The 23782-nt window shown below is 66.2% G+C and carries 17 protein-coding genes and 3 tRNA genes; 13 read left to right on the top strand and 7 right to left on the bottom strand.

Annotation, left to right across the window (positions count from 1 at the left end; translation table 11 throughout):
* Positions 1-6: 6 nt before the first annotated feature.
* The gene (locus ASF61_RS18115) at positions 7-537 is read right to left on the bottom strand and encodes an Lrp/AsnC family transcriptional regulator (protein ID WP_056159053.1); all 531 of its coding nucleotides are present in this window, start codon (positions 535-537) and stop codon (positions 7-9) included.
* 136 nt (positions 538-673) lie between these two features.
* On the opposite strand from ASF61_RS18115, the gene hppD reads away from it, so the two are divergent.
* Both hppD and ASF61_RS18105 read left to right on the top strand, forming a co-directional pair.
* Complete coding sequence (gene hppD / locus ASF61_RS18110; protein WP_056159050.1) at positions 674-1780, top strand: 4-hydroxyphenylpyruvate dioxygenase; 1107 nt, start codon at positions 674-676, stop codon at positions 1778-1780.
* Between the two features lie 111 nt (positions 1781-1891).
* The gene (locus ASF61_RS18105) at positions 1892-5494 is read left to right on the top strand and encodes an indolepyruvate ferredoxin oxidoreductase family protein (RefSeq protein WP_056159048.1); all 3603 of its coding nucleotides are present in this window, start codon (positions 1892-1894) and stop codon (positions 5492-5494) included.
* A gap of 135 nt (positions 5495-5629) precedes the next feature.
* Here the strand turns inward: ASF61_RS18105 and ASF61_RS18100 are convergent, their stop codons facing one another.
* Positions 5630-7072, bottom strand: a complete 1443-nt coding sequence (locus tag ASF61_RS18100) for a polysaccharide deacetylase family protein (protein ID WP_056159045.1) — start codon at positions 7070-7072, stop codon at positions 5630-5632.
* Positions 7073-7085: 13 nt separating this feature from the next.
* The gene (locus tag ASF61_RS18095; RefSeq protein WP_056159042.1) at positions 7086-7925 is read right to left on the bottom strand and encodes an AAC(3) family N-acetyltransferase; all 840 of its coding nucleotides are present in this window, start codon (positions 7923-7925) and stop codon (positions 7086-7088) included.
* Positions 7926-8126: 201 nt separating this feature from the next.
* Between ASF61_RS18095 and ASF61_RS18090 the strand changes: the two genes are divergently transcribed.
* Positions 8127-10814 carry a TonB-dependent siderophore receptor gene (locus ASF61_RS18090; RefSeq protein ID WP_056159038.1) on the top strand — a complete coding sequence of 896 codons (2688 nt, stop codon included), beginning with the start codon at positions 8127-8129 and terminating at the stop codon, positions 10812-10814.
* A 10-nt stretch (positions 10815-10824) separates the two neighbouring features.
* Here ASF61_RS18090 and ASF61_RS18085 read toward each other — a convergent pair whose 3' ends face one another.
* Positions 10825-12048 (bottom strand): MFS transporter, encoded by a 1224-nt coding sequence (locus tag ASF61_RS18085; RefSeq protein WP_056159035.1) that lies wholly within the window; start codon positions 12046-12048, stop codon positions 10825-10827.
* A 103-nt stretch (positions 12049-12151) separates the two neighbouring features.
* Between ASF61_RS18085 and ASF61_RS18080 the strand changes: the two genes are divergently transcribed.
* The 3 genes from ASF61_RS18080 (at position 12152) to ASF61_RS18070 (ending at position 16579) form a co-directional block, all read left to right on the top strand.
* A complete protein-coding gene (locus ASF61_RS18080) occupies positions 12152-13060 on the top strand; it encodes a LysR family transcriptional regulator (protein WP_056159032.1) in 909 nt (302 codons plus the stop codon).
* A gap of 81 nt (positions 13061-13141) precedes the next feature.
* The gene (locus tag ASF61_RS18075) at positions 13142-14656 is read left to right on the top strand and encodes a S41 family peptidase (RefSeq protein WP_229205916.1); all 1515 of its coding nucleotides are present in this window, start codon (positions 13142-13144) and stop codon (positions 14654-14656) included.
* Between the two features lie 75 nt (positions 14657-14731).
* The gene (locus ASF61_RS18070; RefSeq protein ID WP_229205915.1) at positions 14732-16579 is read left to right on the top strand and encodes a M14 family zinc carboxypeptidase; all 1848 of its coding nucleotides are present in this window, start codon (positions 14732-14734) and stop codon (positions 16577-16579) included.
* A gap of 53 nt (positions 16580-16632) precedes the next feature.
* Here ASF61_RS18070 and ttcA read toward each other — a convergent pair whose 3' ends face one another.
* Genes ttcA through ASF61_RS18055 form a run of 3 tightly spaced genes read right to left on the bottom strand, consistent with a single transcriptional unit; the run spans position 16633 to position 18774 of the window.
* A complete protein-coding gene (ttcA, locus tag ASF61_RS18065; protein WP_056159027.1) occupies positions 16633-17559 on the bottom strand; it encodes a tRNA 2-thiocytidine(32) synthetase TtcA in 927 nt (308 codons plus the stop codon).
* Positions 17556-17954, bottom strand: a complete 399-nt coding sequence (locus tag ASF61_RS18060) for a dihydroneopterin aldolase (RefSeq protein WP_056159023.1) — start codon at positions 17952-17954, stop codon at positions 17556-17558. The genes ttcA and ASF61_RS18060 overlap by 4 nt, the downstream gene beginning before the upstream one ends.
* A 43-nt stretch (positions 17955-17997) precedes the next feature.
* Positions 17998-18774: an SDR family oxidoreductase gene (locus ASF61_RS18055; RefSeq protein ID WP_373994560.1), complete on the bottom strand. Its 777-nt coding sequence runs from the start codon at positions 18772-18774 to the stop codon at positions 17998-18000.
* A gap of 54 nt (positions 18775-18828) precedes the next feature.
* Between ASF61_RS18055 and ASF61_RS18050 the strand changes: the two genes are divergently transcribed.
* The 7 genes from ASF61_RS18050 to ASF61_RS18020 form a co-directional block, all read left to right on the top strand.
* The gene (locus tag ASF61_RS18050) at positions 18829-19980 is read left to right on the top strand and encodes a class I SAM-dependent methyltransferase (RefSeq protein ID WP_056159018.1); all 1152 of its coding nucleotides are present in this window, start codon (positions 18829-18831) and stop codon (positions 19978-19980) included.
* A gap of 175 nt (positions 19981-20155) precedes the next feature.
* Positions 20156-21151 carry a J domain-containing protein gene (locus tag ASF61_RS18045; protein WP_056159013.1) on the top strand — a complete coding sequence of 332 codons (996 nt, stop codon included), beginning with the start codon at positions 20156-20158 and terminating at the stop codon, positions 21149-21151.
* A gap of 164 nt (positions 21152-21315) precedes the next feature.
* Positions 21316-22935, top strand: a complete 1620-nt coding sequence (locus ASF61_RS18040) for a DUF3369 domain-containing protein (RefSeq protein WP_056159011.1) — start codon at positions 21316-21318, stop codon at positions 22933-22935.
* A gap of 136 nt (positions 22936-23071) precedes the next feature.
* Positions 23072-23156 (top strand) — tRNA-Tyr (locus ASF61_RS18035).
* Positions 23157-23201: 45 nt separating this feature from the next.
* A tRNA-Gly gene (locus tag ASF61_RS18030) sits at positions 23202-23275 on the top strand.
* A 67-nt stretch (positions 23276-23342) separates the two neighbouring features.
* A tRNA-Thr gene (locus tag ASF61_RS18025) sits at positions 23343-23417 on the top strand.
* 144 nt (positions 23418-23561) lie between these two features.
* Positions 23562-23782: GTP-binding protein (locus ASF61_RS18020; RefSeq protein WP_229205914.1), on the top strand; the 221-nt coding region annotated here is incomplete at its 3' end.

Genomic DNA, 23782 nt, shown 5'->3' with positions numbered 1-23782 from the left:
CTGCTGCTAGGGCTGGTCGGTCAGCGGCAGGGCGGTGGTGTCCTTGATGCGCTGCAGGGCGAAGCTCGATTTGACGTCGAGCACCGCCGGGTGGCGCAGCAGGGTGGCCATCATGAAGCGCGAGAAGTGCTCCATGTCTTCGACGTGCACGCGCAACAGGTAGTCCATTTCCCCCGTCATCGCATAGCAGGCCACCACTTCCGGCCACTGCCCGACCGATTCGGCGAAATCGGCGCGCGGCGACGGCGGCGCGTTCGGCGCACCGAGCGCGCGGGCATTGCTGTGGGCAGCGGCGTCGCTGTGCTTTTCCAGCCGGACGTTCACATAGGCCAGCAGGCCCAGGCCGATCTTGTCCGGGTCCAGCAGCGCCACGTACTGGCGGATCACGCCGGCCTCCTCGAGCCGCTTGATGCGGCGCAGGCACGGCGACGGCGACAGCGCCACCATCTCGGCCACGTCCTGGTTGGATAGCCGGCCGTCGGCCTGCAGAATGGACAGAATCTTGCGGTCGGTTTTGTCCAGCGCAACTTTGGTCATAAATACCTCAATAAATCAGTGCAAAGGCAATATTATTGCGCAGATTCGCGCAGCCGGGGAATTGTTTGCAATTTAATGCCGGGATGGCAGGTCTATACTGGGCGATAAATTCGCATAACAACACTCAGGAGATCAAATGCAATTCCAGCCATGGGACAACCCGATGGGCACCGACGGATTCGAGTTCGTCGAGTATGCCGCGCCGGACCCGCAGGCGCTCGGCGCCCTGTTCGAGCGCATGGGCTTTACCGCCATCGCCCGCCACCGTCACAAGCATGTCACGCTGTACCGCCAGGGCGACATCAACTTCCTCATCAATGCCGAGCAGGATTCGTTCGCCCAGCGCTTCGCGCGCCAGCACGGTCCGTCCGTGTGCGCGATCGCCATCCGCGTCAAGGATGCCGCGTCTGCCTACCGCCGCGCGCTCGAGCAGGGCGCCTGGGGCTTCGACAACCGCACCGGCCCGATGGAACTCAATATCCCGGCCATCAAGGGCGTCGGCGATTCGCTGATCTACCTGGTCGACCGCTGGCGCGGCAAAAACGGCAACGAACAGGGCGCGATCGGCGACATCAGCATCTACGATGTCGATTTCGTCGCCATTCCGGGCGCCGAGGCCAATCCGGTCGGTCATGGTCTGACCTATATCGACCACCTGACCAACAACGTCCACCGCGGCCGCATGAAGGAGTGGGCCGACTTCTACGAGAAGATGTTCAACTTCCGCGAGGTGCGCTACTTCGATATCGAGGGCAAGCACACGGGCTTGAAGTCCAAGGCCATGACCTCGCCATGCGGCAAGGTGCGCATTCCGATCAACGAATCGTCGGACGACAAGTCGCAGATCGCCGAATACCTGGACCAGTACCAGGGCGAGGGCATCCAGCACATCGCGCTCGGCACCGACGATATCTATACCTCGGTCGAAGGCATGAAGCAGGACGGCATCGCTTTCCAGGACACCATCGACACGTATTACGAGCTGGTCAACCGCCGTCTGCCGAGCCACGGTGAACGGCTCGAAGACCTGCGCCGCCTGCGCATCCTGATCGACGGCCAGAGCAACGAGACCGAGCGCGAGCTGCTGCTGCAGATTTTCACGCAAAACGTGATCGGACCGATCTTCTTCGAGATCATCCAGCGCAAGGGCGACCAGGGTTTCGGCGAGGGCAATTTCCGCGCGCTGTTCGAATCGATCGAGCTCGATCAGATCAAGCGCGGCGTGCTGACCCCGACCGCGTAGCATCGTCGCTGCCGGCAGCGCCCCGCAGAGCGGCGCGCCGGCCATCGCAACTGCAACACATTCCGTGCGCGCTCACGAGGCGCGCACTGCAAGAATAGTGGAGACAAAACAATGAACGCACCTCACAAGGGTTTGCTGCTGGACCCGGCCATGTCGCCCGACGCGCCGGCTGCCGAATTTTCGCTCGACGACAAGTGGACGCTCGAACGCGGCCGCGCTTTCATGACCGGCACCCAGGCCCTGATCCGCCTGCCGATGATGCAGCGCGAACGCGATCTCAAGGCCGGCCTCAACACGGCCGGCTACATCACCGGCTACCGCGGCTCGCCGGTCACCAGCGTCGACATGACCGCCATGAAGGCCAAGAAATACCTGGACGCCCACCATGTCAAGTTCCATCCCGGGATGAACGAGGACCTGGCCGCCACCGCCGTCTGGGGCACCCAGCAGACCAACCTGTTCGAGGACGCCAAGTACGACGGCGTGTTCAGCATGTGGTACGGCAAAGGCCCGGGCGTCGACCGCTGCGGCGACGTCTTCAAGCACGCCAACAATGCCGGCTCGGCGCAGCACGGCGGCGTGCTGGTGCTGGCCGGCGACGACCATGCGGCCAAATCCTCGTCCACCGCGCACCAGTCGGACCACATCCTCAACGCCTGCGGCATCCCGGTGCTGTACCCGTCCTCGGTGCAGGAATACATCGACTATGGCCTGCATGCCTGGGCCATGAGCCGCTACACGGGGCTGTGGGTGTCGATGAAATGCGTGACCGACATCATCGAGTCGGGCGCGGTGGTCGATTTCGACCCGGACCGCGTCCAGATCGAGCTGCCGACCGACTTCGAACTGCCGGCCGGCGGCCTCAATATCCGCTGGCCCGACACCGTGCTCGACATGGAAGTGCGGATGAACAGCTACAAGTGGTATGCCGCGCTCGCGTACTGCCGCGCCAACAAGCTCAATAAAATCATCTGGGACAGCCCGACGCCGAAGATCGGCATCATCACGGCCGGTAAATCCTACCTCGACACGCGCCAGGCGCTGGCCGATCTCGGCATCGACGAGCAGGCCGCCGCCGACATCGGCATCCGCCTGTACAAGATCGGCATGACCTGGCCGCTGGAAGCGGACGGCGTGCACGAATTTGCCAAGGGCCTCGACGAAATCCTGGTGGTCGAGGAAAAGCGGCAAATCCTCGAATACGCGCTCAAGGAAGAACTGTACAACCTGCCCGACGGCCAGCGCCCGCGCGTGGTCGGCAAGTTCGACGACACGGGCGAGTGGAGCAACAAGGGCAAGACCGGCCACGGCGACTGGCTGCTGCCGGCCACCTACGAACTCAATCCGGCGCAGATCGCGCGCGCCATCGCCTCGCGCATCGCCCACTACTGCGACGGCCACCCGGTGGCCGAACGGGTCAAGCAGCGCATCGCCTTTCTGGAAGCGAAGGAACTGGCGCTGACCACGCTGCCGGCGAAACCGAATCCGCAAACCGACCGCACGCCGTTCTTCTGCTCCGGCTGCCCGCACAACAGCTCGACCAAGGTGCCGGAAGGTTCGCGCGCGCTGGCCGGCATCGGCTGCCACTACATGGTGCTGTGGATGGACCGCGAGACGTCCACGTTTACCCACATGGGCGCCGAGGGCGTGACCTGGGTCGGGCAGGCGCCGTTCACCAACGAGAAGCACGTGTTTACCAACCTCGGTGACGGCACCTATTTCCACTCCGGCATCCTGGCGATCCGCGCGGCCGTTGCCGCCAAGGTCAACATCACCTACAAGATCCTGTTCAACGACGCCGTGGCCATGACCGGCGGCCAGTCGTTCGACGGTCCGCTCGACCCGGGCATGATCTCGCGCCAGATCGCTGCCGAAGGCGTCAAGCCCATTATCGTCGTCACCGACGAACCCGATAAATACCCGGCCGATTACAACTGGGCCGAAGGCGTGACCGTGCGCCACCGCTCGGAACTGATGGACGTGCAGCGCGAGCTGCGCGACCAGCCTGGCGTGTCGGCCATGATCTACGACCAGACCTGTGCGTCCGAAAAACGCCGCCGCCGCAAACGCAACGAGTACCCGGACCCGGCCAAGCGCGCCGTGATCAACGAGGCCGTGTGCGAAGGCTGCGGCGACTGCTCGGTGCAGTCGAACTGCCTGTCGGTGGAGCCGCTGGAAACGGAGCTGGGGCGCAAGCGCCAGATCAACCAGTCCTCGTGCAACAAGGATTTTTCATGCACCACCGGTTTCTGCCCGAGCTTTGTGACGGTGGAAGGCGGCGCGCTGAAAAAGCCGAAGAAGGCCGCTGCCGGCCAGGATGGCAAGGCGGCGCCGGCTGCCGTGCTGCCGGCGCCGGTGCTGCCCTCGACCGCGCAGCCGTACGGCATCCTGATCACCGGCATCGGCGGCACCGGCGTGGTGACGGTGGGCCAGATCCTGGCCGTGGCCGCGCACGTGGAGGGCAAGGGCGCCATCGTGCTCGACATGAGCGGGCTGGCACAGAAGGGCGGTCCGGTGATGTCGCACGTGCGCCTGGCCGACCGCCAGGCCGACCTGCATTCGACCCGCGTGGGCACCGGCAGCGCCGACCTGGTGATCGGCTGCGACCTGATCGTCACGGCCAGCCGCGACGCATTATCGCGCATGGGCGAGGGACGCACCCACGCGATGATCAATTCCACCGGTTCGTCGACTGCGGCGTTCGTCAAGAACCCGGACTGGCAGTTCCCGGACGCCGGCTCGCGCAGCGAGATCGTGCGCGCCTGCGGCGAGCACATGGCCGATTTCGTCGATGCCGGCCAGATCGCCACCGCGCTGATGGGCGACTCGATCGCCACCAATATGTTCATGCTCGGCTACGCCTTCCAGAAGGGCCACGTGCCGCTGTCGGAAGCGTCGATCGTGCGCGCCATCGAACTCAATGGTGTCTCGGTGGCATTCAACCAGGCGGCGTTTACCTGGGGCCGCACGGCTGCCCACGACCTGGCCTCGGTTACCCGCCTGACGGCGCCGGCCAAGGTGATCGAATTCAAGCGCAACCAGACGCTCGACGACATCATCGGCAAGCGCATGGAGCTGCTGACCGCCTACCAGAACGTCGCCTATGCGCAGCAGTACCTGGCGCTGGTGGACGAGGTGCGCGCTGCCGAGGCCAGGCTGGGCAAGGGCACGCGCCTGACCGACGCCGTGGCGCGCTACCACTACAAGCTGATGGCCTACAAGGACGAGTACGAGGTGGCGCGGCTGTACACCGACGGCGCGTTCCAGAACAAGATCGCGGCCATGTTCGAGGGTGATGTCACGCTCAAGTTCCACCTGGCGCCACCGATCATGGCCAAGCGCGACGCCAGCGGCCAGCTGGTGAAAAAGGAGTTCGGCCCGTGGATGATGAAGGCCTTCGGCGTGCTGGCCAAGCTGAAAGGCTTGCGCGGCACGGCGCTCGACATCTTCGGCTACACGGAAGAGCGCAAGACCGAGCGCGCCCTGATCGGGCAATACCGCGAGACGGTGCGCGCGCTGCTGCCCAGGCTGACGGCAGACAATCTGGCGCAGGCCGTGGCGATTGCCAGCATCCCCGAGGATATCCGCGGTTACGGCCACGTCAAGGAACGTCACCTGAAGGCGGCCAAGCAGAAGGAGGCGGACCTGATCGCTGCCTTCGACCGGCCGGCGAACAATGTCGTCGAGCTGGTCCGTCAGGCCAGCGTGGCCTGACGGCGGTGCAGGGGTCAGCGGCGGCGCTGCAATGCCGTGCCACGTGGGTGAGGCTGGCCGCGCCCTCCGTGCCCTCCGAGCGTTCGGCGTGCGCAGCGTGGTTGCGCGCCCGCCGGTGCCCGGGCGCACCGACGCTCATGCGTCAAGGATCTGCCGGAACAGCGCGCGGTCGCCCGGCGCCGTGAAGCGCGAGTTGTGCCATAGCAGATTGAAGTCGCCGTAGCGCAGCGCGGTGCGTTTCAGGCTGACCATGGTTGCCAGCGCTGCGTCGGCAGGGCCGGACAGCACTGCGGCCTCCATCAGCATCAGGGGCCGTTGCCGCAAGCGCAGCGGCCCTTGTTTTTGCCAGCTCCACATCGGAAATTCGCGCGCCGTGCCATGGCGGAAACCGGGATCGTACGGAAAACCGCCGCTGGCGTCATAATCGAAGCCGGCCTGCGCCAGCAGGTCGGGCGTCACGGCGGTGTCCCAGCGCAGGTAATGCTGACGGTTGCCGCGCACGGCGGCCGTCGCTGCCGGTACTGCCGCCGTCGCCATTGCCGTGGCAGCCGTCGCGACTGCAGCTGCTCCTGCTCTCGATCCTGCATCAGCGAGCGCCGTGATACAGGCCGCGCGCAGGCGCTGGCGTTCGGCAGCCAGTTGCGCGCCGTCGCGGTAGGTATTGAAACTGCCGTGCAGGCCGATCTCGTGGCCGCGCGCGGCGATCTGCGCCAGCAGCTGCTGCATTCTCGGCTCTTCCAGCGCGTACGCGCAGTCGTAGCGCGTGCGTCCCGGCGTGGCGATGAAATAGAACGCGCCGCGGTTGCCCGTTTCCTCCAGCTGCGTCATGTACCAGTCGAAGGTCCAGTGCGGATCGTGGCGGTAGTCGCCGCGGCGGCTGCGCCAGGCGTTCTGCAGGCGGGTGGCGGCGGTGCCGGGTGAGCGCTTGCGCAGCAGTGCGCCCGCCACGCCCTGCGCTAGCCGCCACGGGTTGCGGATCCAGCGCTCGTACGGTTCGTCGACATCGCAACTGACGCGCATCATGCCGGCGACGGCCTTGCGCGTCAGGCCGGGCCAGACGCTGCGCAGCGCCGCCCACAGGATGTCGGTGTATTCATCGACCAGGGGCCGCTGCAGGAAGCCGCGCTGCACCGCCAGCGCGGCGCTGGCGGGAAAGCGGTCGTACCGGTCGCGTGCGGCGTCGATCACTTCCTCGTAGCGCGCCAGCATAAAAAAGATCGAACCCACCACGTCGAGCTTGAGGTGTGCGCCGTGCGGCGTGGCCACCAGGCCCGGTGCGCCCCACAGCACCGGGATCGACGGCCGCTCCAGCGGCACGGCAAGCGTGGCGGCCACATCGACCCACTGGCTTGGCGGATCGATCAGCAGTGCGCCCTCCTGGCGCCAGACGGGCAGGTGGCGCCGGAAAAAGTCGTTTTCCAGCGTCAGCACCCGGCCGCGCCAGCGGATCTCGATCTGTTCGCTGTCGTGTGTGCGGTAGAGTGCCGGCAGGCCCAGCACCTCGTCAAACAGCCAGTGCAGCACCCAGTGCGCCGGCTGGCGGCACCAGGCCGGGATGGCAATCTCGATGGTATCCATCACGCCTCCGGTATCAGGCCGCTGCTGCACGGTGCAGCCGCCGCCACACCCACAGCGGCCAGCGGTGCACGCGGTCCCAGCGCAGCGCATTGCAGGTCAGGCAGTCGGGCGAATCGCACAGATTGAAGCGGCTGTCGCGCGCCAGGATGGCTTTTTCGATCGCGTAGCACGACGCGGCCGGCGCGCAGATGGCGTAAGCGTTACCGACCCGTCCCGTCGTCAGCACGCCGTGCCGGACATAGGCGGCGTAAAGCTTCCAGTACGCGTGCGAGCAGCAGCCGGGATCGCGCCGGTGGAACAGCTGCACCCGGCCGTCGCTGTCGAGGTAGCGGCTGACCGACAGCCAGCGGCCGATGCGGCGCCGGTGCAGGCCCAGGTCCACCTCGGCCAGGTGGGTGGTGGTAAAGCCCGGGTTGCTGTCCACGCAGCCGGCCACCAGCATCTTCGCGTCCAGGGCGATCAGCTTGCGTATCGGTTCGTAGGCGCCGTCGTGCGGGCCGTGGCCGTCCGTGAGCGCGCGCGCATGGCGGCCGATGGCGACGATCGAGCATTGCGGGTGGGCGCTGCGGTGCGCGCCCGGGTGGGCCAGCATGGCGTTGGGCAGGGCGCCCGCGTACGACGGCGTGGCCGGCGTGAACGGCGCCAGGCGGCCGGCCTGCCACAGCCAGCCGCCTTTCGTGTACGCGAGGCAGGCGACGGTGCCGTCCTCGCCCAGCAGCGCTAACAGGGCGGCCAGGAAGTCGCCGCCGCCTGCGCCGGGGCGGCCGATGGCGCGGTAGGCGGCGCGCGCCAGCACCGTGTCGCCGGGCGCGATGCCCAGCTGTCGTAAATCGTCGTGCAGCGACCGTGTCATGATTTACCAGCGAAGTGAGGGGGGAGCCACCACGGTAGCAGCGCAGTTCGCGCTTCCCTCGACCTGCCTCAAACGGAGCGGCCATCGCCCACACCAGCGCCAGCCGATTTATGCATAAGCTTGGACGAATTCGTTATTTCACCGATAAAGTAAATTTTGGTAAAGTTCCGCCCCTTGCCTTTTTGCTCACCGGACACCTCAATGACCATAAAATTCCGATTGACGCCGCTGGCGGCCGGCGCCATCGCGCTGCTGTGCAGCGCTGCCGGCCCGTCGCTGGCCCTGGCCCAGGACACCCCCCAGCCCCAGCCGACAGCCGCACCGACCGCCGTCGTCGTCACCGGCTCGCGCATTCCGCGCGCCAGCCTCGAAGGACCGTCGGCCGTGACCGTGATCACGGCGGCCGACCTGACCAAGCAGGGGTACACCAATGTGTACGACGCGCTGTCGAACCAGTCGCAAAACAGCGGCTTTACCCAGGGCGCCGACTACGGCAACACGTTCACGCCCTCGGCCAACGCCATCAGCCTGCGCGGCCTCGGTCCCAACCACACGCTGGTGCTGCTCAACGGCCGCCGCATGGCCGACTTCCCGGTCGCCTATGACGGCGCCGTCAACTTCACCAACCTGGCCAATATCCCGTCGAGCGTGGTCGAGCGCATCGAGATCCTCAGCGGCGGCGCCTCGGCCATCTACGGCTCGGATGCGATTGCCGGCGTGGTCAACATCATCCTGAAAAAGCGGTATGACGGTTACGACATCAACCTCAAGGCCGGCGGCACGTCGCGCGGCGGCGGCGCTAACCAGCGCCTGCAGTTTTCCGGCGGCCAGACCTTCGGCAAGCTCGATACGCTGTTCAGCGTGGAGCTGCTCGAACGCGATCCGCTCTGGAGTGCGGACCGCGACTTCATGAGCGTCAACCGCGGCACGTTCACCTCGGTGCTGGGCCGGCGCGACCTGGGCACCGGCCGCTATGTCGATCCGGGCGACACCTGCACCAGCCTCGGCGACCTGTTCGGCGGCAGCACCGTCAAGCGCACCGGCAGCAGCGGCAGCTATTGCGGCAGCGAGAAGGTGCGCCCGACCTACTGGACCACGCAGACCAAAAACAGCAGCCAGAACGTGTTCGGCGGCGCCAACTACGCGCTCTCGCCGACCACCACGTTGTTTGCCGAAGCGCTGTTCGGCCAGAACCGCAGCATCAACAACACGCGCGGCCCGATCTGGGAATCGCGCTCGCTGACCGACAAGGCTTTCCTGAACCAGAACAGTGGCAGCTACGAAAACTGGAACCGCTACATCTCGCCCGAGGAAATGGGCGGCGTGGCGCGCTTCAACCGCCGCTGGGACGACCAGGCCACGTCGCTGTCGCTGGGCGCGCGCGGCGACATCGCCAGTACCGGCTGGCAGTACGAGGCCGGCTACACGGCGTCGCTGTACAAAAGCCAGAGCTTTACCCCGCGCGCGCTGTCCACCATCGACAGCTTCTTCCTCGGGCCGCAGCAGGGCACCGATGCCAACGGCGTGGCCATCTTTGCGCCCGATGCGGCACGCCTGGCGCAGCGCTTAACCCCCACGGAATTTAACAGCATCTACGGCACCGCAGTCAGCAACGACAAGTCGTGGACCAATACCGTGAGCCTGTCGGCCAACGGCGAGGCGTTCACGCTGCCGGCCGGGCCGGTGCGCCTGGCCACGGTGGCCGAAGTGGGCAAGCAGGGTTTCTCGAACCGTCCCGACAGCCGCCTGAACCAGGGTTACTTCAACCTGGCCGGCTCCGATGTCACGTCCGGTACCCGTGAGCGCGCTGCGCTGGGCCTGGAAGCGAACATCCCGCTTGTCGAGACGCTGACGGCCACGCTGGCCGGCCGTTACGACCGCTACAGCTTCGCCGACCGCCATGACGGCAAGGCCACCTACAACGGCGGCATCGAATGGCGCCCGGCCAGGCAGCTGCTGGTGCGCGCCACCTACGGCACCAGCTTCCGCGCCCCCGACATGAATTACATCTACAAGGCACGCGGCACCGGCTATTACGAGTCCACCACCGACTACTACCGCTGCGCCCAGGCCGGCCAGCCGGCAGCGGCCTGCAAATACGCGCCGGGCGCCGACTACGTGCAGACCGGCAGCCGCGACCTGCGCTCCGAAAAAGGCCGCTCGACCGGGCTGGGCCTGGTGTGGTCGCCGAGCGCGGACTTCGATGTCACGCTCGACTACTGGAACATCAAGATCAGCGACCTGGTGACCAACCTGAACGCCGACAAGCTGCTGCGCGACGAATCGGCCTGCCGCCTGGCCGGCGACCTGACTTCGCCCACCTGCGCCGACACCATCGCCCGCATCGTGCGCAATCCGCTGACGGCGCTGAACAAGCCGGGCGAGATCAACACCATTCGGGTCAATCCGATCAACGCCGCCACCACCAGCGTCGACGGCATCGACATCAGCGGCCGCTACGCCTTGCGCACCCGGGATTTCGGCGTGTTCACCACGCGCGTCAACTACTCGAAGACGCTCGACAAGCACTCGCGCCAGTTCGCCGGCGATCCGCTCATCGACGACAAGGCCGACCTGCAGAACCACGACTGGCGCGACAAGCTCAATCTGAGCCTGGCCTGGAACCAGGGCGACTGGTCCAACACGCTGCTGCTGCAGCGCTACGGCAAGGTGCCCAATGCCGCCTCCGACGCCTACCTGACGCCGACCGTGCTGGTCAACGCCAGCATCGTGTACCGCCTGAACCAGCGCACCACGGTGTCGGTGGCCGTGAACAACCTGTTCAACAAGGTCAAGCACGATGACAGCGATGGCTGGCCGTACTACGCGATCGGCAACTACAGCCCTGCCGGCCGCCAGGGCTGGCTGGAAGTGAACTACCACTTCTGACCCTAAACGGTCAGGGCAGGGCGCGGCGCACGCTGGTGGCGTGGGCGGCATACTCGGTCGCCCAGTACACCAGCGCCAGGCCGGGAAACGCCATCCCGGTCAGCAGCGCCGCATGCCAGCCGTGGGCGGCGTACACCCAGCCGCCGAGGGCCGAGCCGAGCGCGCCGCCGGCAAAGAACAGCGCGAAGTACACGCCATTGAGGCGGCTGCGCACGTGGGCGCCCAGCGTGAAGATGGCGCGCTGGCCCAGCACCAGGTTGGCCGCCACGCCCATGTCCAGCACGATGGACGCCACCACCAGCATGCCCAGCGCCACGTGGCGCATGGTCGAAGATTCCGGCGCCAGCAGCGGCAGCGCAAACGCGATCACGCCCAGCGCCAGTGCCGCCGCAGTGGCCATCAGGGTGTTGCCGGCGTCGGCCAGGCGGCCGGCGATCGGCGAGGCCACGGCGCCGGCCATGCCGACCAGCGCAAAGATGGCAATGCCGGTTTGCGACAGGTGAAACTGCGGGCCGGCCAGCATCAGCGGAGCCACCGTCCAGAACAGGCTGAACGAACCGAACAGGCCGGCGTGGTAGGCCGCGCGGCGGCGCAGCACGGGCGTGGTCGCAACCAGGTGCCACAGCGACGCCAGCAGCGCGGGATAGCTGATGGTCGTGACCGGCATGCGCGCGGGCAGCCTGGCGCGCAGCACTATGGCCAGCAGCAGCACCAGCAGCGCAGCGCCGCCGAACACCACGTGCCAGTTGCTGGCGTCCGCCACCAGGCTGGCGACCGGGCGCGCCAGCATGATCCCCAGCAGCAGGCCGCTGACCACCTTGCCCACCGTGTGACCGCGCGTCGCTTCCTTGGACAGGTGGGCGGCAAACGGCACGATGATCTGCGCCGCCACCGAACCGAGACCGATGCCCAGTGCGGCAACCAGGAACAGCCAGGCGCTGGTACTGACTGCCGCGCTCACCAGCATGGCCGAGGTGAACAACAGGCCGGTGACGATCAGGCGCCGGTTTTCCAGCAGATCGCCCAGCGGCACGATGAACAGCAGGCCGAGGGTGTAACCGATCTGGGTCAGGGTGACGATCAGCCCCGCCGCGCCGGCCGACAGCCCGGTGGCGGCGCTGATCGGACCGACCAGGGTCTGGGCGTAGTACAGGTTGGCGACGATCAGGCCCGAGGCCGCAGCCAGCAGCATGACCATGCCGGGGCTGATGTCGTGTGGTTCGGTGTGCTGCATGACGGACTCCCGTGGAGATGACGATGGGGCCAGTGTAGGCCGATTGTGGCCCTAGATAATCAGGGCATAATGGTCATACACCATTCATTTAATGTGAACAATCATGGACAGACTGAAGGCCATGCAGACCTTTGTGCGCATCGTCGAAGCCGGCAGTTACACCAAGGCTGCCGCCACGCTCGACCTGCCGCGCGCGGCGCTCACGGCCACCATCAACAAGCTCGAAGCCTTTCTCGGCACCCGTCTGCTGCACCGGACCACGCGCCGGCTCTCGCTCACAGCGGACGGCGCCGACTATTTCAAGAAGTGCCTGGACATCCTGGTGGCAGTGGAAGACGCCGAAAGCACGTTTCGCGGCCAGCAGCTGCAGCGCCCGCGCGGCAAGCTGCGCGTCGATTTGCCGGGTGCGGTGGGCCGCCACCTGGTCATGCCGCGCATCGCCGCGTTTTCCCGCACCTATCCCGAGATCGAGCTGATGATCAGCATGACCGAGCGCGTGGTGGACCTGACCCAGGAGGGCCTCGACTGCACGTTGCGCGTGGGCGCCCTGCAGGATTCGTCGCTGGTGGGACGGCGCCTGGGCAGCATGGCCTTTCTGACCTGCGCCTCGCCGTGGTACCTGGCGCAGCACGGGGCGCCGCAAACCATCGACGACCTGCCCGGCCACCGCGGCGTGCTGCATTTTTCGGGCCGCACCGGGCGCGTGTTCGACTGGGATTTCATGGTCGATGGCCGCCCCGTGGTGGTGCCGATGCGCGGTGCGATCGCCGTCAACGAGCCGGATGCCTATATCAGTTGCGCCCTGCAGGGCATGGGCCTGATCCAGGCCGCGCGCTACCAGGTGCGCGAGCACCTGGCCAGCGGCGCGCTGGTCGAGGTGCTGGCGGCCACGCCGCCGGCGCCGATGCCGGTGTCGCTGCTGTATCCGCAGGGCCGCATGGCGTCGCCCCGGGTGAGCGTGTTTGCGGCATGGCTGGCGCAGGTCGTGGCCAGCGATCCCGACCTGGCGTGACAGCTGCCGCTCGGCGGACGTTACAAAATAAAGTAGCTTTTATGTGAACGAAGGCAGGGGCCGCCAGCTATAATCTTTCGCATGAACACTAAAATTTATCTTGCTTTCATGCCCGCGCTGGTTGCCGCTGCCGTGTTGTCCGGCTGCGGCGGTGGCGGCGGTTCTGCCGGCGCCACCGCAAGCGCCAGCACCGGCAGTGGCGCCGCCGGCGCCACCGACACCCGCAGCGACTACGTCAAGCTGGCCGGCGCGTGCCAGCGTCCGCGCAGCGGCACCTCGGCGACCGGCGTGCGCTTTACCGACCGCCAGGGCAGCCTGAGCGACGAACTGAAATGGGTGCGGTCGTTCATCGACGAGACCTATCTGTGGTACCGCGAAGTGCCGACCGGCCTGAACATGGCCAGCTACAGCAATCCGGTCGACTATTTCAGCGTGCTCAAGACGCCCGCCATCACGGCCTCGGGCCGTCCCAAGGACCAGTTCCACTTCACCTATGCCACCGATGCGTGGGACGCTATGTCCAACAGCGGCGTGGAACTGAGCTACGGCATCACCTGGTCCTCCAGCGCGGCCGGCGTCGTGCCGCGCCTGTGGCGCGTCGCGCTGGTGGAGCCGGGTTCGCCGGCCGCCGTGGCCGGCGTGCAGCGTGGCGATACGCTGCAGACGGTGGACGGCGTGTCGATCGGCGATACCTCGCAGGCCGGCACCGATGCGCTCAACGCCGGCCTGTTCCCCGAGGCGGCGGGCAGCGTGCACCGCTTCGCGCTCGATCGCAACGGCGCTGCCGTCAGCGTGCAGCTGACCGCCACCCAGCTGTCGCTGCAGCCGGTGTCCAACGTCAAGGTCATCGACACCGCGACCGGCAAGGTCGGCTACCTGCTGTTCAACGACCATAACGCGGTTGCCGAAACCCAGCTGATCGCCGCCATCAACACCCTCAAGGCTGCCAACGTCACCGACGTGGTGCTCGACATGCGCTACAACGGCGGCGGTTTCCTCAACCTCGCCAGCGAACTGGCCTACATGATCGCCGGCCCGACCCCGACCAGCGGCAAGGTGTTCGAGCGCACGCAGTTCAACGACAAGACAGCACCGCAGGCGCCGCTCGGCTTCCTGTCCACTGCCTCGGGCCTGGCGTCGCCGGCGCCGACGGCGGCCGGCACCGCGCTGCCTTACCTGGGACTGAAACGGGTGACCATGCTGACCACGGCCGACACCTGCTCGGCCAGCGAGGCGGTGGTCAACGGCTTGCGCGGCGTTGACGTGGAGGTGAACCTGGTCGGTGGCCAGACCTGCGGCAAGCCCTATGGCTTCTACCCCGAGGACAACTGCGGCACCACCTATTTCGCGATCCAGTTCCAAGGGGTGAACAACAAGGGCTTCGGCGATTACGCCGACGGCTTCCAGCCAACCTGCCGCGTCAGTGACGACCTCTCGCGCCCCGTGGGCGACAGCAGCGAAGGCATGTTGTCGGCGGCGCTCAGCTACCGCGCCAACGGCTTCTGTCCCGCCACCGCGTCCACGTTCGCTGCCGGCGTGTCGCGGCCGCTGAAACTGGTGCGCCCAGCGGTCAAGGAAGCGGCCATCCTGCGATAGCTTGCCGGCACCGAAGCGGATTATAATTTTCAGGTTGCGACGCCGCCCCGGCGTCGGCCCACCTGGAAGCCCTTCATGATCCGCTTCGCCGCCGCGTTTTCCGCCTCAGCTGCCACCACCCTCCCTACCACCCTCGCCACCACTCTCACCACGTCTGCGCTGCTTGCCGCGCTGGCCGCCAGCTCGGCCGGTGCAGCGCCGGCAGTACCTGCCGCCGCGTCGCCGGCGCTGACCACCGTTGCCGAACGCTCGGGCTTCCAGAGCACCGGCCGCTATGCCGAGGTGGTGGACCTTTGCGCGCGCTTCCAGAAAGCGTATCCGAAACAGGTGCGCTGCTTCGAATTCGGCCGCACGCCGGAAAACCGGCCGATGCTGGCGCTGGCTGTCACCCGCACCGGCGCCCTGACGGCGGAACAGGCGAAGAAGAAGGGCGTGCCGGTGCTGTTGATCCAGGGCGGCATCCACGCCGGCGAGATCGACGGCAAGGATGCCGGCTTCCTGGCCCTGCGCGAGGCGCTGGAAAACCGCGCTGCGCCCGGTGCGCTCGAGCGCCAGGTGCTGCTGTTCGTCCCCGTGTTCAACGTCGATGGCCACGAGCGCTTCGGCCGCTACAACCGACCGAACCAGCGCGGTCCGGTGGAAATGGGCTGGCGCACCACGGCCCAGAACTACAATCTCAACCGCGATTACGTGAAGGCGGACACCACCGAGATGCAGGCCATGCTGGCGCTGGTGAACGCCTGGGACCCACTGGCCTACGTGGACCTGCACGTGACCGACGGCGCCAAGTTCCAGCCCGATATCTCGATCCAGGTCGAACCCGTGCATGGCGGCGACGTGCCGCTGCGCGCGGCCGGCAGCGCCCTGCAACAAGGAATACTGGCCGATCTGAAGGCCCAGGGTTCCGATCCCAAGCCGTATTACATCTCGTTCGCCAAGGAAGACGATCCGATGTCGGGCTTCGTCGACAGCATGCCCACGCCGCGCTTCTCGCACGGCTACTTCGTCATGCGCAACCGCTTCGGCGTGCTGGTGGAAACCCATTCGTGGAAGGACTACCCGACCCGCGTGCGCATCACGCGCAACACCATCGTCTCGCTGCTGTCGCAGGTGGCCCAGCATGGCAAGGACTGGAGCAGGATCGCGCAGGAAGCCGATGCCCGCGCCAGCGCCATGGGCGGCGCTGACTTCACGCTCACTTACCGCACCACCTTCAACGCCAAGACCATCGATTTCCCCGGCTATGCCTACACGCGCGGCCATTCGGACATCTCGGGCGCCCTGATGACGCAGTACGATGAGACCCGGCCGCAAACCTGGACCGTGCCGCTGCGCGACGAGATCGTGCCGGAACTGACGGTGGCTGCGCCGCAGGGCGGCTACCTGGTGCCGCTGGCCGAAGCGGCGCGCGTGGCGGCCAAGCTGAAACAGCATGGCATCACGTACAAGGTGCTGGACGCCGACGCCATGGCGGCCGACGTGGAAACCTTCCGCGCTACCAAAACCACGTTCGGCGCCAAATCGTTCGAAGGCCACCAGACGCTGGCGGTGGACGGGCAGTGGGCGCGCGAGCGGCGCAGCGTGAGCAAGGGCGCGCTGTTCGTGCCGATCGCGCAGCCGAAGGCGCAGCTGGTGATGACGTTGCTCGAGCCGCGCGGCCCCGATTCGCTGCTGGCCTGGGGCGAATTCAACAACTGGTTCGAGCGCAAGGAATACATGGAGGATTACGTCGCCGAGGACGTAGCGCGCGCACAGCTCGCAGCCGACCCGGCGCTGCGCGCAGCGTTCCGCAAGCAGCTCGACACCGACGCCGATTTCAACAAGAGCCCGCAGGCGCGCCTGGAATTCTTCGCGCGCCGCCACGCATCGTGGGATGAGCGCTACAACCTGTATCCGGTCATGCGTACGGCGCTCACCTATTGAACGCCTGCGCCGTTATCGCCGCACAGGCGGCAATGACGGCGCAGTTACGTACGTCAGTCGCCGCGCTGCAGCGAGATGACGCCCGCGCCCGTGGTCGGCGTCGCACACGGTTCCTCGTCGAAGGCGATGTCGCCGAGCGGATTGGCTTGCCCGTCGGCCTGCAGGTCGGTGAAGCCGAACAGGTCGCGGTCCATCAGGTGCGACGGTACCACCGTGGACAGCGACGAGAAGATGCTCTCCACGCGGCCCGGGAATTTCTTTTCCCAGTCGCGCATCATGGCCTTGATCTGCTTGCGCTGCAGGTTTTCCTGCGAGCCGCACAGGTCGCACGGAATGATGGGGAAACCCTTCACTGCAGCATAGCGCTCGGTGTCTTCTTCCTTCACATAGGCCAGCGGGCGGATCACCATGTGCTTGCCGTCGTCGGACATCAGCTTGGCCGGCATGCCCTTGAGCTTCCCGCCGAAGAACATATTGAGGAAAAAGGTTTCGAGGATGTCGTCGCGGTGGTGGCCGAGCGCGATCTTGGTGGCGCCCAGTTCGTCGGCCACGCGGTACAGGATGCCGCGGCGCAGGCGCGAGCACAGCGAACACGTGGTTTTACCCTCGGGGATCAGGCGCTTGACGATGCTGTAGGTGTCCTGGTTTTCGATGTGGTACGCAACGCCCAGCTGTTCCAGGTAGGCCGGCAGGATGTGGTCGGGGAAGTTGGGCTGCTTCTGGTCCAGGTTGACGGCGACGATCTCGAAGTGGATCGGCGCCCGTTCGCGCAGCGTCATCAGGATGTCGAGCAGGGCGTAGCTGTCCTTGCCGCCGGACAGGCACACCATCACCTTGTCGCCTTCTTCGATCATGTTGAAGTCGCCGATGGCCTGGCCCACCAGCCGGCACAGGCGCTTGTGCAGCTTGTTGTTCTCGTAGGCGACCTTGTCAGCCGCCTTGCCGGCCGCCTGGTCGACGGAATCGATGACCGCGTTCATGCTGCCTCCTTGATCTTGAACACTTCCACGCCCACGCCTTCGCAGTCCGGGTACACGTCCGGCTTCATGGTGGACACGTTGGCTGCGCGCACGCGCGGGTGGGCCAGCATGGCGCGCACGATGTCGTCGCACAGGGTTTCCTGCAGCTGCACGTGACCGCGCGCCATCAGGGCGGCGATGGTGTCGCGGATGAAATCGTAATCGACCACTTCCTCGAGCTGGTCGTGCGACGGCGTCGATTCCGCCAGCGGGATGTACAGGGCGACATTGATCAGCAGGCGCTGCTCGCCCTTTTTCTCGAACTCGTACACGCCGATGTTGATCATCACTTCGTAATTGCGCAGGAACAGGCGGCGGCAGTCGGTCAGACTGGGGTGCATCAGGGAGGACAACATGGGCGTTACCTTTTTTCGATTGAGGGTGTATCTACGTTCTAAATTATTTGGCCACGAACATCACGTCGCGCGGCAGCGGCACCAGGTGCTGGCCGCCATCGACGACCAGCGTGGTGCCGGTCAGGGCGCGCGCCGACGCTGCATAGACCACGCTGTCGGCGATGTCCTCGGGTGTGCTCGAACGGCCCAGCGGCGTTTGCTGGTGGGCGGTCTTGAAACCGTCCTCGGTCTGGTCGCCGGACACCATGGTGATGCCGGGCGCTACGCCCACCACCCGCAGCCTGGGCGCCAGCTGCTGCGCCAGCATGGTGGTGGCCGTGTGCAGCGCCGCCTTGGACAGCGTGTACGACAAAAAGTCGGGGTTGAGATTGTACAGTTTCTGGTCCAGCAGGTTGATCACCACGGCCTGGCCGGCCGGCGCGCTGTCCGGCGTGTGCGCATGCAGCGCCTGCGCCAGCAGCACCGGCGCGGCGACGTTGGCGTGCATGTGGGCGTCGAGCCGGGCCACCGTAAAATCTTCGGCGCTGTCGTAGTCGAACAGCGAAGCGTTGTTGACCACGCAGCGCACCGGACCCAGGGCGGCCACGGCCTGCGGCAGCAGCGCGCGCACGGCAGCTTCGTCGGCCAGGTCGCAGCGCAGCGTGACGGCGCGCCGGCCCAGCGCGGTGATGTCGGCGGCCGTTGCCAGCGCTTCCGCTTGCGAGCCGCGGTAGTGGACGGCCACGTCCCAGCCGGCGCGCGCCAGCCCGAGGGCGATGGCGCGGCCCAGGCGGCGCGCGGCGCCGGTCACGAGAGCGATGGGAGCGGGGGAGGATGCCATGGTTGTCATGCTGGTCTGATCGTTTGATGATTCGCTACACGTTACAATGCCGGGATGTCCCTACCCGAACCTTCTCGCGACGCGCTGGCCGCGTCCCACGCCCTGCAGCACCTGATCGCCGCCGACATCGAACGCAGCGCAGGCGCCATTTCCTTTGCCCGCTACATGGAGCTGGCCCTGTATGCGCCCGGCCTGGGCTACTACAGCGGCGGCTCCGCCAAGCTGGGAAAAGATGGCGATTTCACCACCGCGCCCGAGCTCACACCGCTGTTCGGCGCGACCCTGGCCCAGGTGGCAGCCGCTATTATCGCCCAAAGCGCGCCGTACATCCTCGAATTCGGCGCCGGCACCGGCAAGCTGGCATTCGACATCCTGACCGAACTGGCGGCCGCCGGCGTCCATGTCGCGCGCTACCAGATCGTCGAACTGTCGGGCGAACTGCGCGCGCGCCAGCAGCACACGCTGCGCGACTTTGCGCAGGTGGAGTGGCTCGACGCCATGCCGCCGGCATTCGACGGCGTGGTGTTCGGCAACGAGGTGCTCGATGCGATGCCGGTGCACCTGGTGACCAAGCATCCGGACGGCTGGCGCGAACTGCAGGTGACGGTCGATGGCGGACGCCTGGCCTACCTGGAAGCGCCGCTCGGCGCCGACCTGCTGGCCCAGGTGCAGCGCCAGATCGCCCACCACGACGAGCTGCCGGTCGGTTACGTGACCGAGGTGCACGGCGTGGCCTGCGCCTTCATGGCCAGCCTGAGCCGCATGCTGCTGGCCGGGGGCGCCAATGCCGCCTTCCTGTTCGACTACGGTTTCCCGGCGCACGAGTTTTACCTGGACCTGCGCGCCAGCGGCACCCTGATGTGCCACTACCGCCACCACGCCCACGCCGAGCCGTTCTTCCACCCGGGCCTGCAGGACATCACGGCTCACGTCGATTTCACGGCGATGGCACTGGCGGCGCAGGATGCCGGCATCGACATCCTCGGCTACTTCAACCAGGCCGGTTTCCTGCTCGGCGCCGGCATCGGCGAACTGCTGCTGCGCACCGACCCGGACCAGGCAGCGGCCTACATCCCGCAATCGAAGGCGGTGCACAAGCTGGTGTCGCCGGCCGAGATGGGCGAACTGTTCAAGGTACTGGCGATCGGCAGGAACGTGACGCTGCCGGCCGCCATCACCGCGCAGGACCGCAGCCATCGGCTATGATGGCGGTGTGGCTAAAAATACACGATGATCGATCAGGCAAGCTTGTACTTTTGTTCTCTGTCCCCGTTGGGCGGGGTGCGCGGCGCAAGATCGGCTATCATGAACGATTCAGCGTCGATGCGCGATCATCGTCGACGTCAACTTCCTTGCGCCGTTTCGGCCAGCAATTGCACAGATGGGCAAAGTACATACTCACTATGACAATCTGAAAGTGTCGCGGATGGCGCCGCAGGAAGTCATCCGTGCGGCGTACAAGGCGCTCAGCCAGAAATACCATCCGGACAAGAACCCGGGCGACGAAAAAGCCGCCCGCATCATGGCCATCGTCAATGGCGCCTACACCACCCTGTCCGACCCGCAGCGCCGCAAGGAGCACGACGAGTGGATCGCGGCCGAGGAATGGGAAGTGGACTGGGTCGAAAGTACCCGCCACGAAGATCATCGCGCCGACAAGGGCCGCCCGGACAGCGAACGCTGGGCGCCGGAAACGGTCGAGCGGGCGCCGCGCAAGCGCAAGCTGGCGGCGCGCTGGAAGTGGGGCGTGTCGCTGTTCGGATCGCTGGCGGTGGGCTGGATAGGCGGCGCCATCACGGCCGAGCCGAACTGGCTCGACAAGGCCTGGGGCGGTCACGCGCCGCCGGGCATCTCGCAGGCGCGCGCTGCCGCGTCCGAGGCGGCGCACCAGGACAGCGAACAGCGCGAACTGCGCGCGTTGCGCGGCAGCCTGGTCGCCGGCGACCGCAGCGGCGCGGCGGAGCGGCCGGCCGGGATCAAGGTGGTGGCCATGTCGCAGGTGGTGCTGCCCAGCGGCGACTGCGATAACAACGACACCGGCGTGCGCGCGGCCACGCTGCTGGCGCCCAATGGCGAACCGTGGCCGCGCCAGTCCGGCTATCTCGAAGGTTTTTCGGTCGGCAACCGGGGCGACGACATGCAGCTGATGCTCGACAACGCCAACAATGCCTCGCCCGTGTTCATCAAGGTGTACGACGTCGACCGCCGCGCCAACGTGCGTTACGCCTATGTGCAGGCGCACGACCGTTACATGGTCGATCAGCTGGCCAATGGCCGCTACGAAATCCGCTACCAGAACCTCGACAGCAGTGCCTCCTGCGCGGCCGCACCGAGCCGTGCGGCCGACGCCCATCCGCGTTCCTCCTCGCTGCTGTAGCACCCCGATCCCGCTACTGTCCGGCCCGGCAGCGCAGCTGTTGCATGCCGCTGCGGCTGGCCCTGTTGCGCTTGCTACCATCAGGGATTCTGATTATGCTAGGCAACACCAGCCGCAGTGCGGCCGGGGGACAGCGTAGTGTGACTCACCAGGAGACAGGCCGCATGACCGATTCCCACGCCACCGAGGAAGACTGGCTGATCGAGGAAGACGAGGAGCTTCCTGCGTCGGCGGGCGGCGCGCCGGACCAGCGCCGCTGGCGGGTGCTGATCGTCGATGACGATGTCGATGTGCACGCGGTAACGCGGCTGGCGCTGCGCAACGTCAGCTTCAAGGGGCGCGAGCTCGAACTGTTCTCGGCCTACAGCGGGCGCGAAGGCTACGAGGTCCTGCGCGACACGCCCGACATCGCGCTGGTGCTGCTCGACGTGGTGATGGAAACCGATGACGCCGGGCTGATCCTGGCGCGCCGCATCCGCGAGGAACTCGACAACCAGAGCGTGCGCGTGGTGCTGCGCACTGGCCAGCCGGGCCAGGCGCCCGAGCAGCGCGTGATCATCGAATACGACATCAACGACTACAAGGCCAAGACCGAGCTGACCACGCAGAAGCTGTTCACCACGGTGATCTCGTCGCTGCGCGCCTACGAGAGCCTGACCATGCTCGAGCGCAGCCGCGCCGGGCTGGGCAAGATCCTGTCGGGGGCCACCAATCTGTACCAGATCCATTCGCTGCGCGAATTCGCCTCCGGCGTGCTGAACCAGGTCAGCGCCATCCTCGACGTCGGCGCCGATGGCGTGCTGTGCCTGATGCAGGGCGGCACCGGCGCCACCAGCGTGGTGGCTGCCACCGGCAGCTATGCAGCGCTGGCCGGCAACGAGGCCATGCCGTCCGATCACCCCCTGTGGCCGACCATCGCCAAGGCTTTTGCTGAAAAGAAAAGCCAGTTCGACCACCCGGCCAATGTACTGTTCATCCACACGCTGGAAAACCGCGAGGTGGCCATCTCCGTCACGCCGCCGTGGCCGCTGGCGCAGATCCAGCGCGACCTGCTGGAGCTGTTCTGCCAGCGCATCGCGGCCGCCTTCGACAACCTGTACATGTTCGGCCAGCTGCGCAAGGCGCAGGAAGCCACCGTGGTGGCGCTGGCCGACCTGGCCGAGTTCCGCGACGACACCACGGGCGGCCATGTGCACCGGGTCCAGCAGCTGTCCACGGCGCTGGCCGCCCGCGTGGCCGAGCGCGGCGCGTATGCCGACGAGATCACGCCGGAGCTGCTGGAAATGATCGGCATGGCCAGCATCCTGCACGACGTCGGCAAGGTGGCCACGCCGGACGCCATCCTGCTCAAGCCCGGTCCGCACACGCCCGAAGAAAGTGCGCGCATGCGCGAGCATGCCGGGGTGGGGCAGGCCATCCTCGAACGCGCGGCCAATATGGTCGATGGCGTGAGCTACCTGACCTACGGCGCCCAGATCGCCGGCAGCCACCATGAACACTTCGACGGCAGCGGTTACCCGCTCGGTCTGAAGGGCCGCGCGATTCCGTTCGCGGCGCGCGTGGTGGCGGTGGTGGACGTGTTCGACGCGCTGCTGCACCGGCGGCCCTACAAGGAACCCTGGCCGCACAGCGCGGTGATGGCCTACATCGGCGAGCGTTCCGGCGCCCAGTTCGATCCCGAAGTGGTGGCGGCGCTGTTCGATCTGGTCGAGCGCGATCCGGCCATCGGGCAGCCGTCGGCAGCGGCCGGGCGGGGCACGATATCGGCAGAAAATAAAACCTGAAAACAACACTTGCACTTTTGCAGTTCGGGCAGTTACAATCTCGCCCCGAAGCAGACAGTTAATTGCGACGACACGAAATAATGTCAGATGCGGTTGACAGGTCGAAGAAGTTGCTTCATACTCTGCGGTTCCTCGCGGAGGGGTGGCCGAGTGGTTAAAGGCGACGGACTGTAAATCCGTTCTCTATGAGTACGCTGGTTCGAATCCAGCCCCCTCCACCAAGTTGTTGCAGTGAGACTGTTAGTAAGTGAAATGAACGATACCTCGCGGGTGTAGCTCAATGGTAGAGCAGAAGCCTTCCAAGCTTACGACGAGGGTTCGATTCCCTTCACCCGCTCCAGTGTTGTTGCAATGCCGATGCGCAAGACGGGCATCACCGTAGTACACAATAAAGCAGTACCCAATCAGCCCTTTTAGCTCAGTGGTAGAGCACTCCCTTGGTAAGGGAGAGGCCACGTGTTCAATCCACGTAAAGGGCACCAGAATTCGCAGTAGGCAGTATCGGCTGAGCTTTGGTGGTACCTCCGGCTCGGCCCCGTCAGCAAAAAACACATAGTACGCATCGTATTAAGTCAGCAGTCGGGCGTAGGCCCGGGCAATCATCCCCACATTGTTAGGAGTCTAAAATGGCAAAAGAGAAATTCGAGCGGACCAAGCCGCACGTCAACGTCGGCACCATTGGTCACGTTGACCACGGCAAGACCACCCTGACCGCTGCAATCGCAACCGTTCTGTCGAAGAAATTCGGTGGCGAAGCGAAAGCCTACGACCAGATCGACGCTGCACCAGAAGAAAAAGCACGCGGCATCACCATCAACACCGCCCACGTTGAGTACGAAACCGCTGG

It is taken from the genome of Duganella sp. Leaf126, assembly GCF_001423125.1.
Taxonomy (GTDB): domain Bacteria; phylum Pseudomonadota; class Gammaproteobacteria; order Burkholderiales; family Burkholderiaceae_D; genus Rugamonas.
Note: the sequence above shows the minus strand (reverse complement) of the source record. Positions and strands in the feature narration are given on the sequence as shown.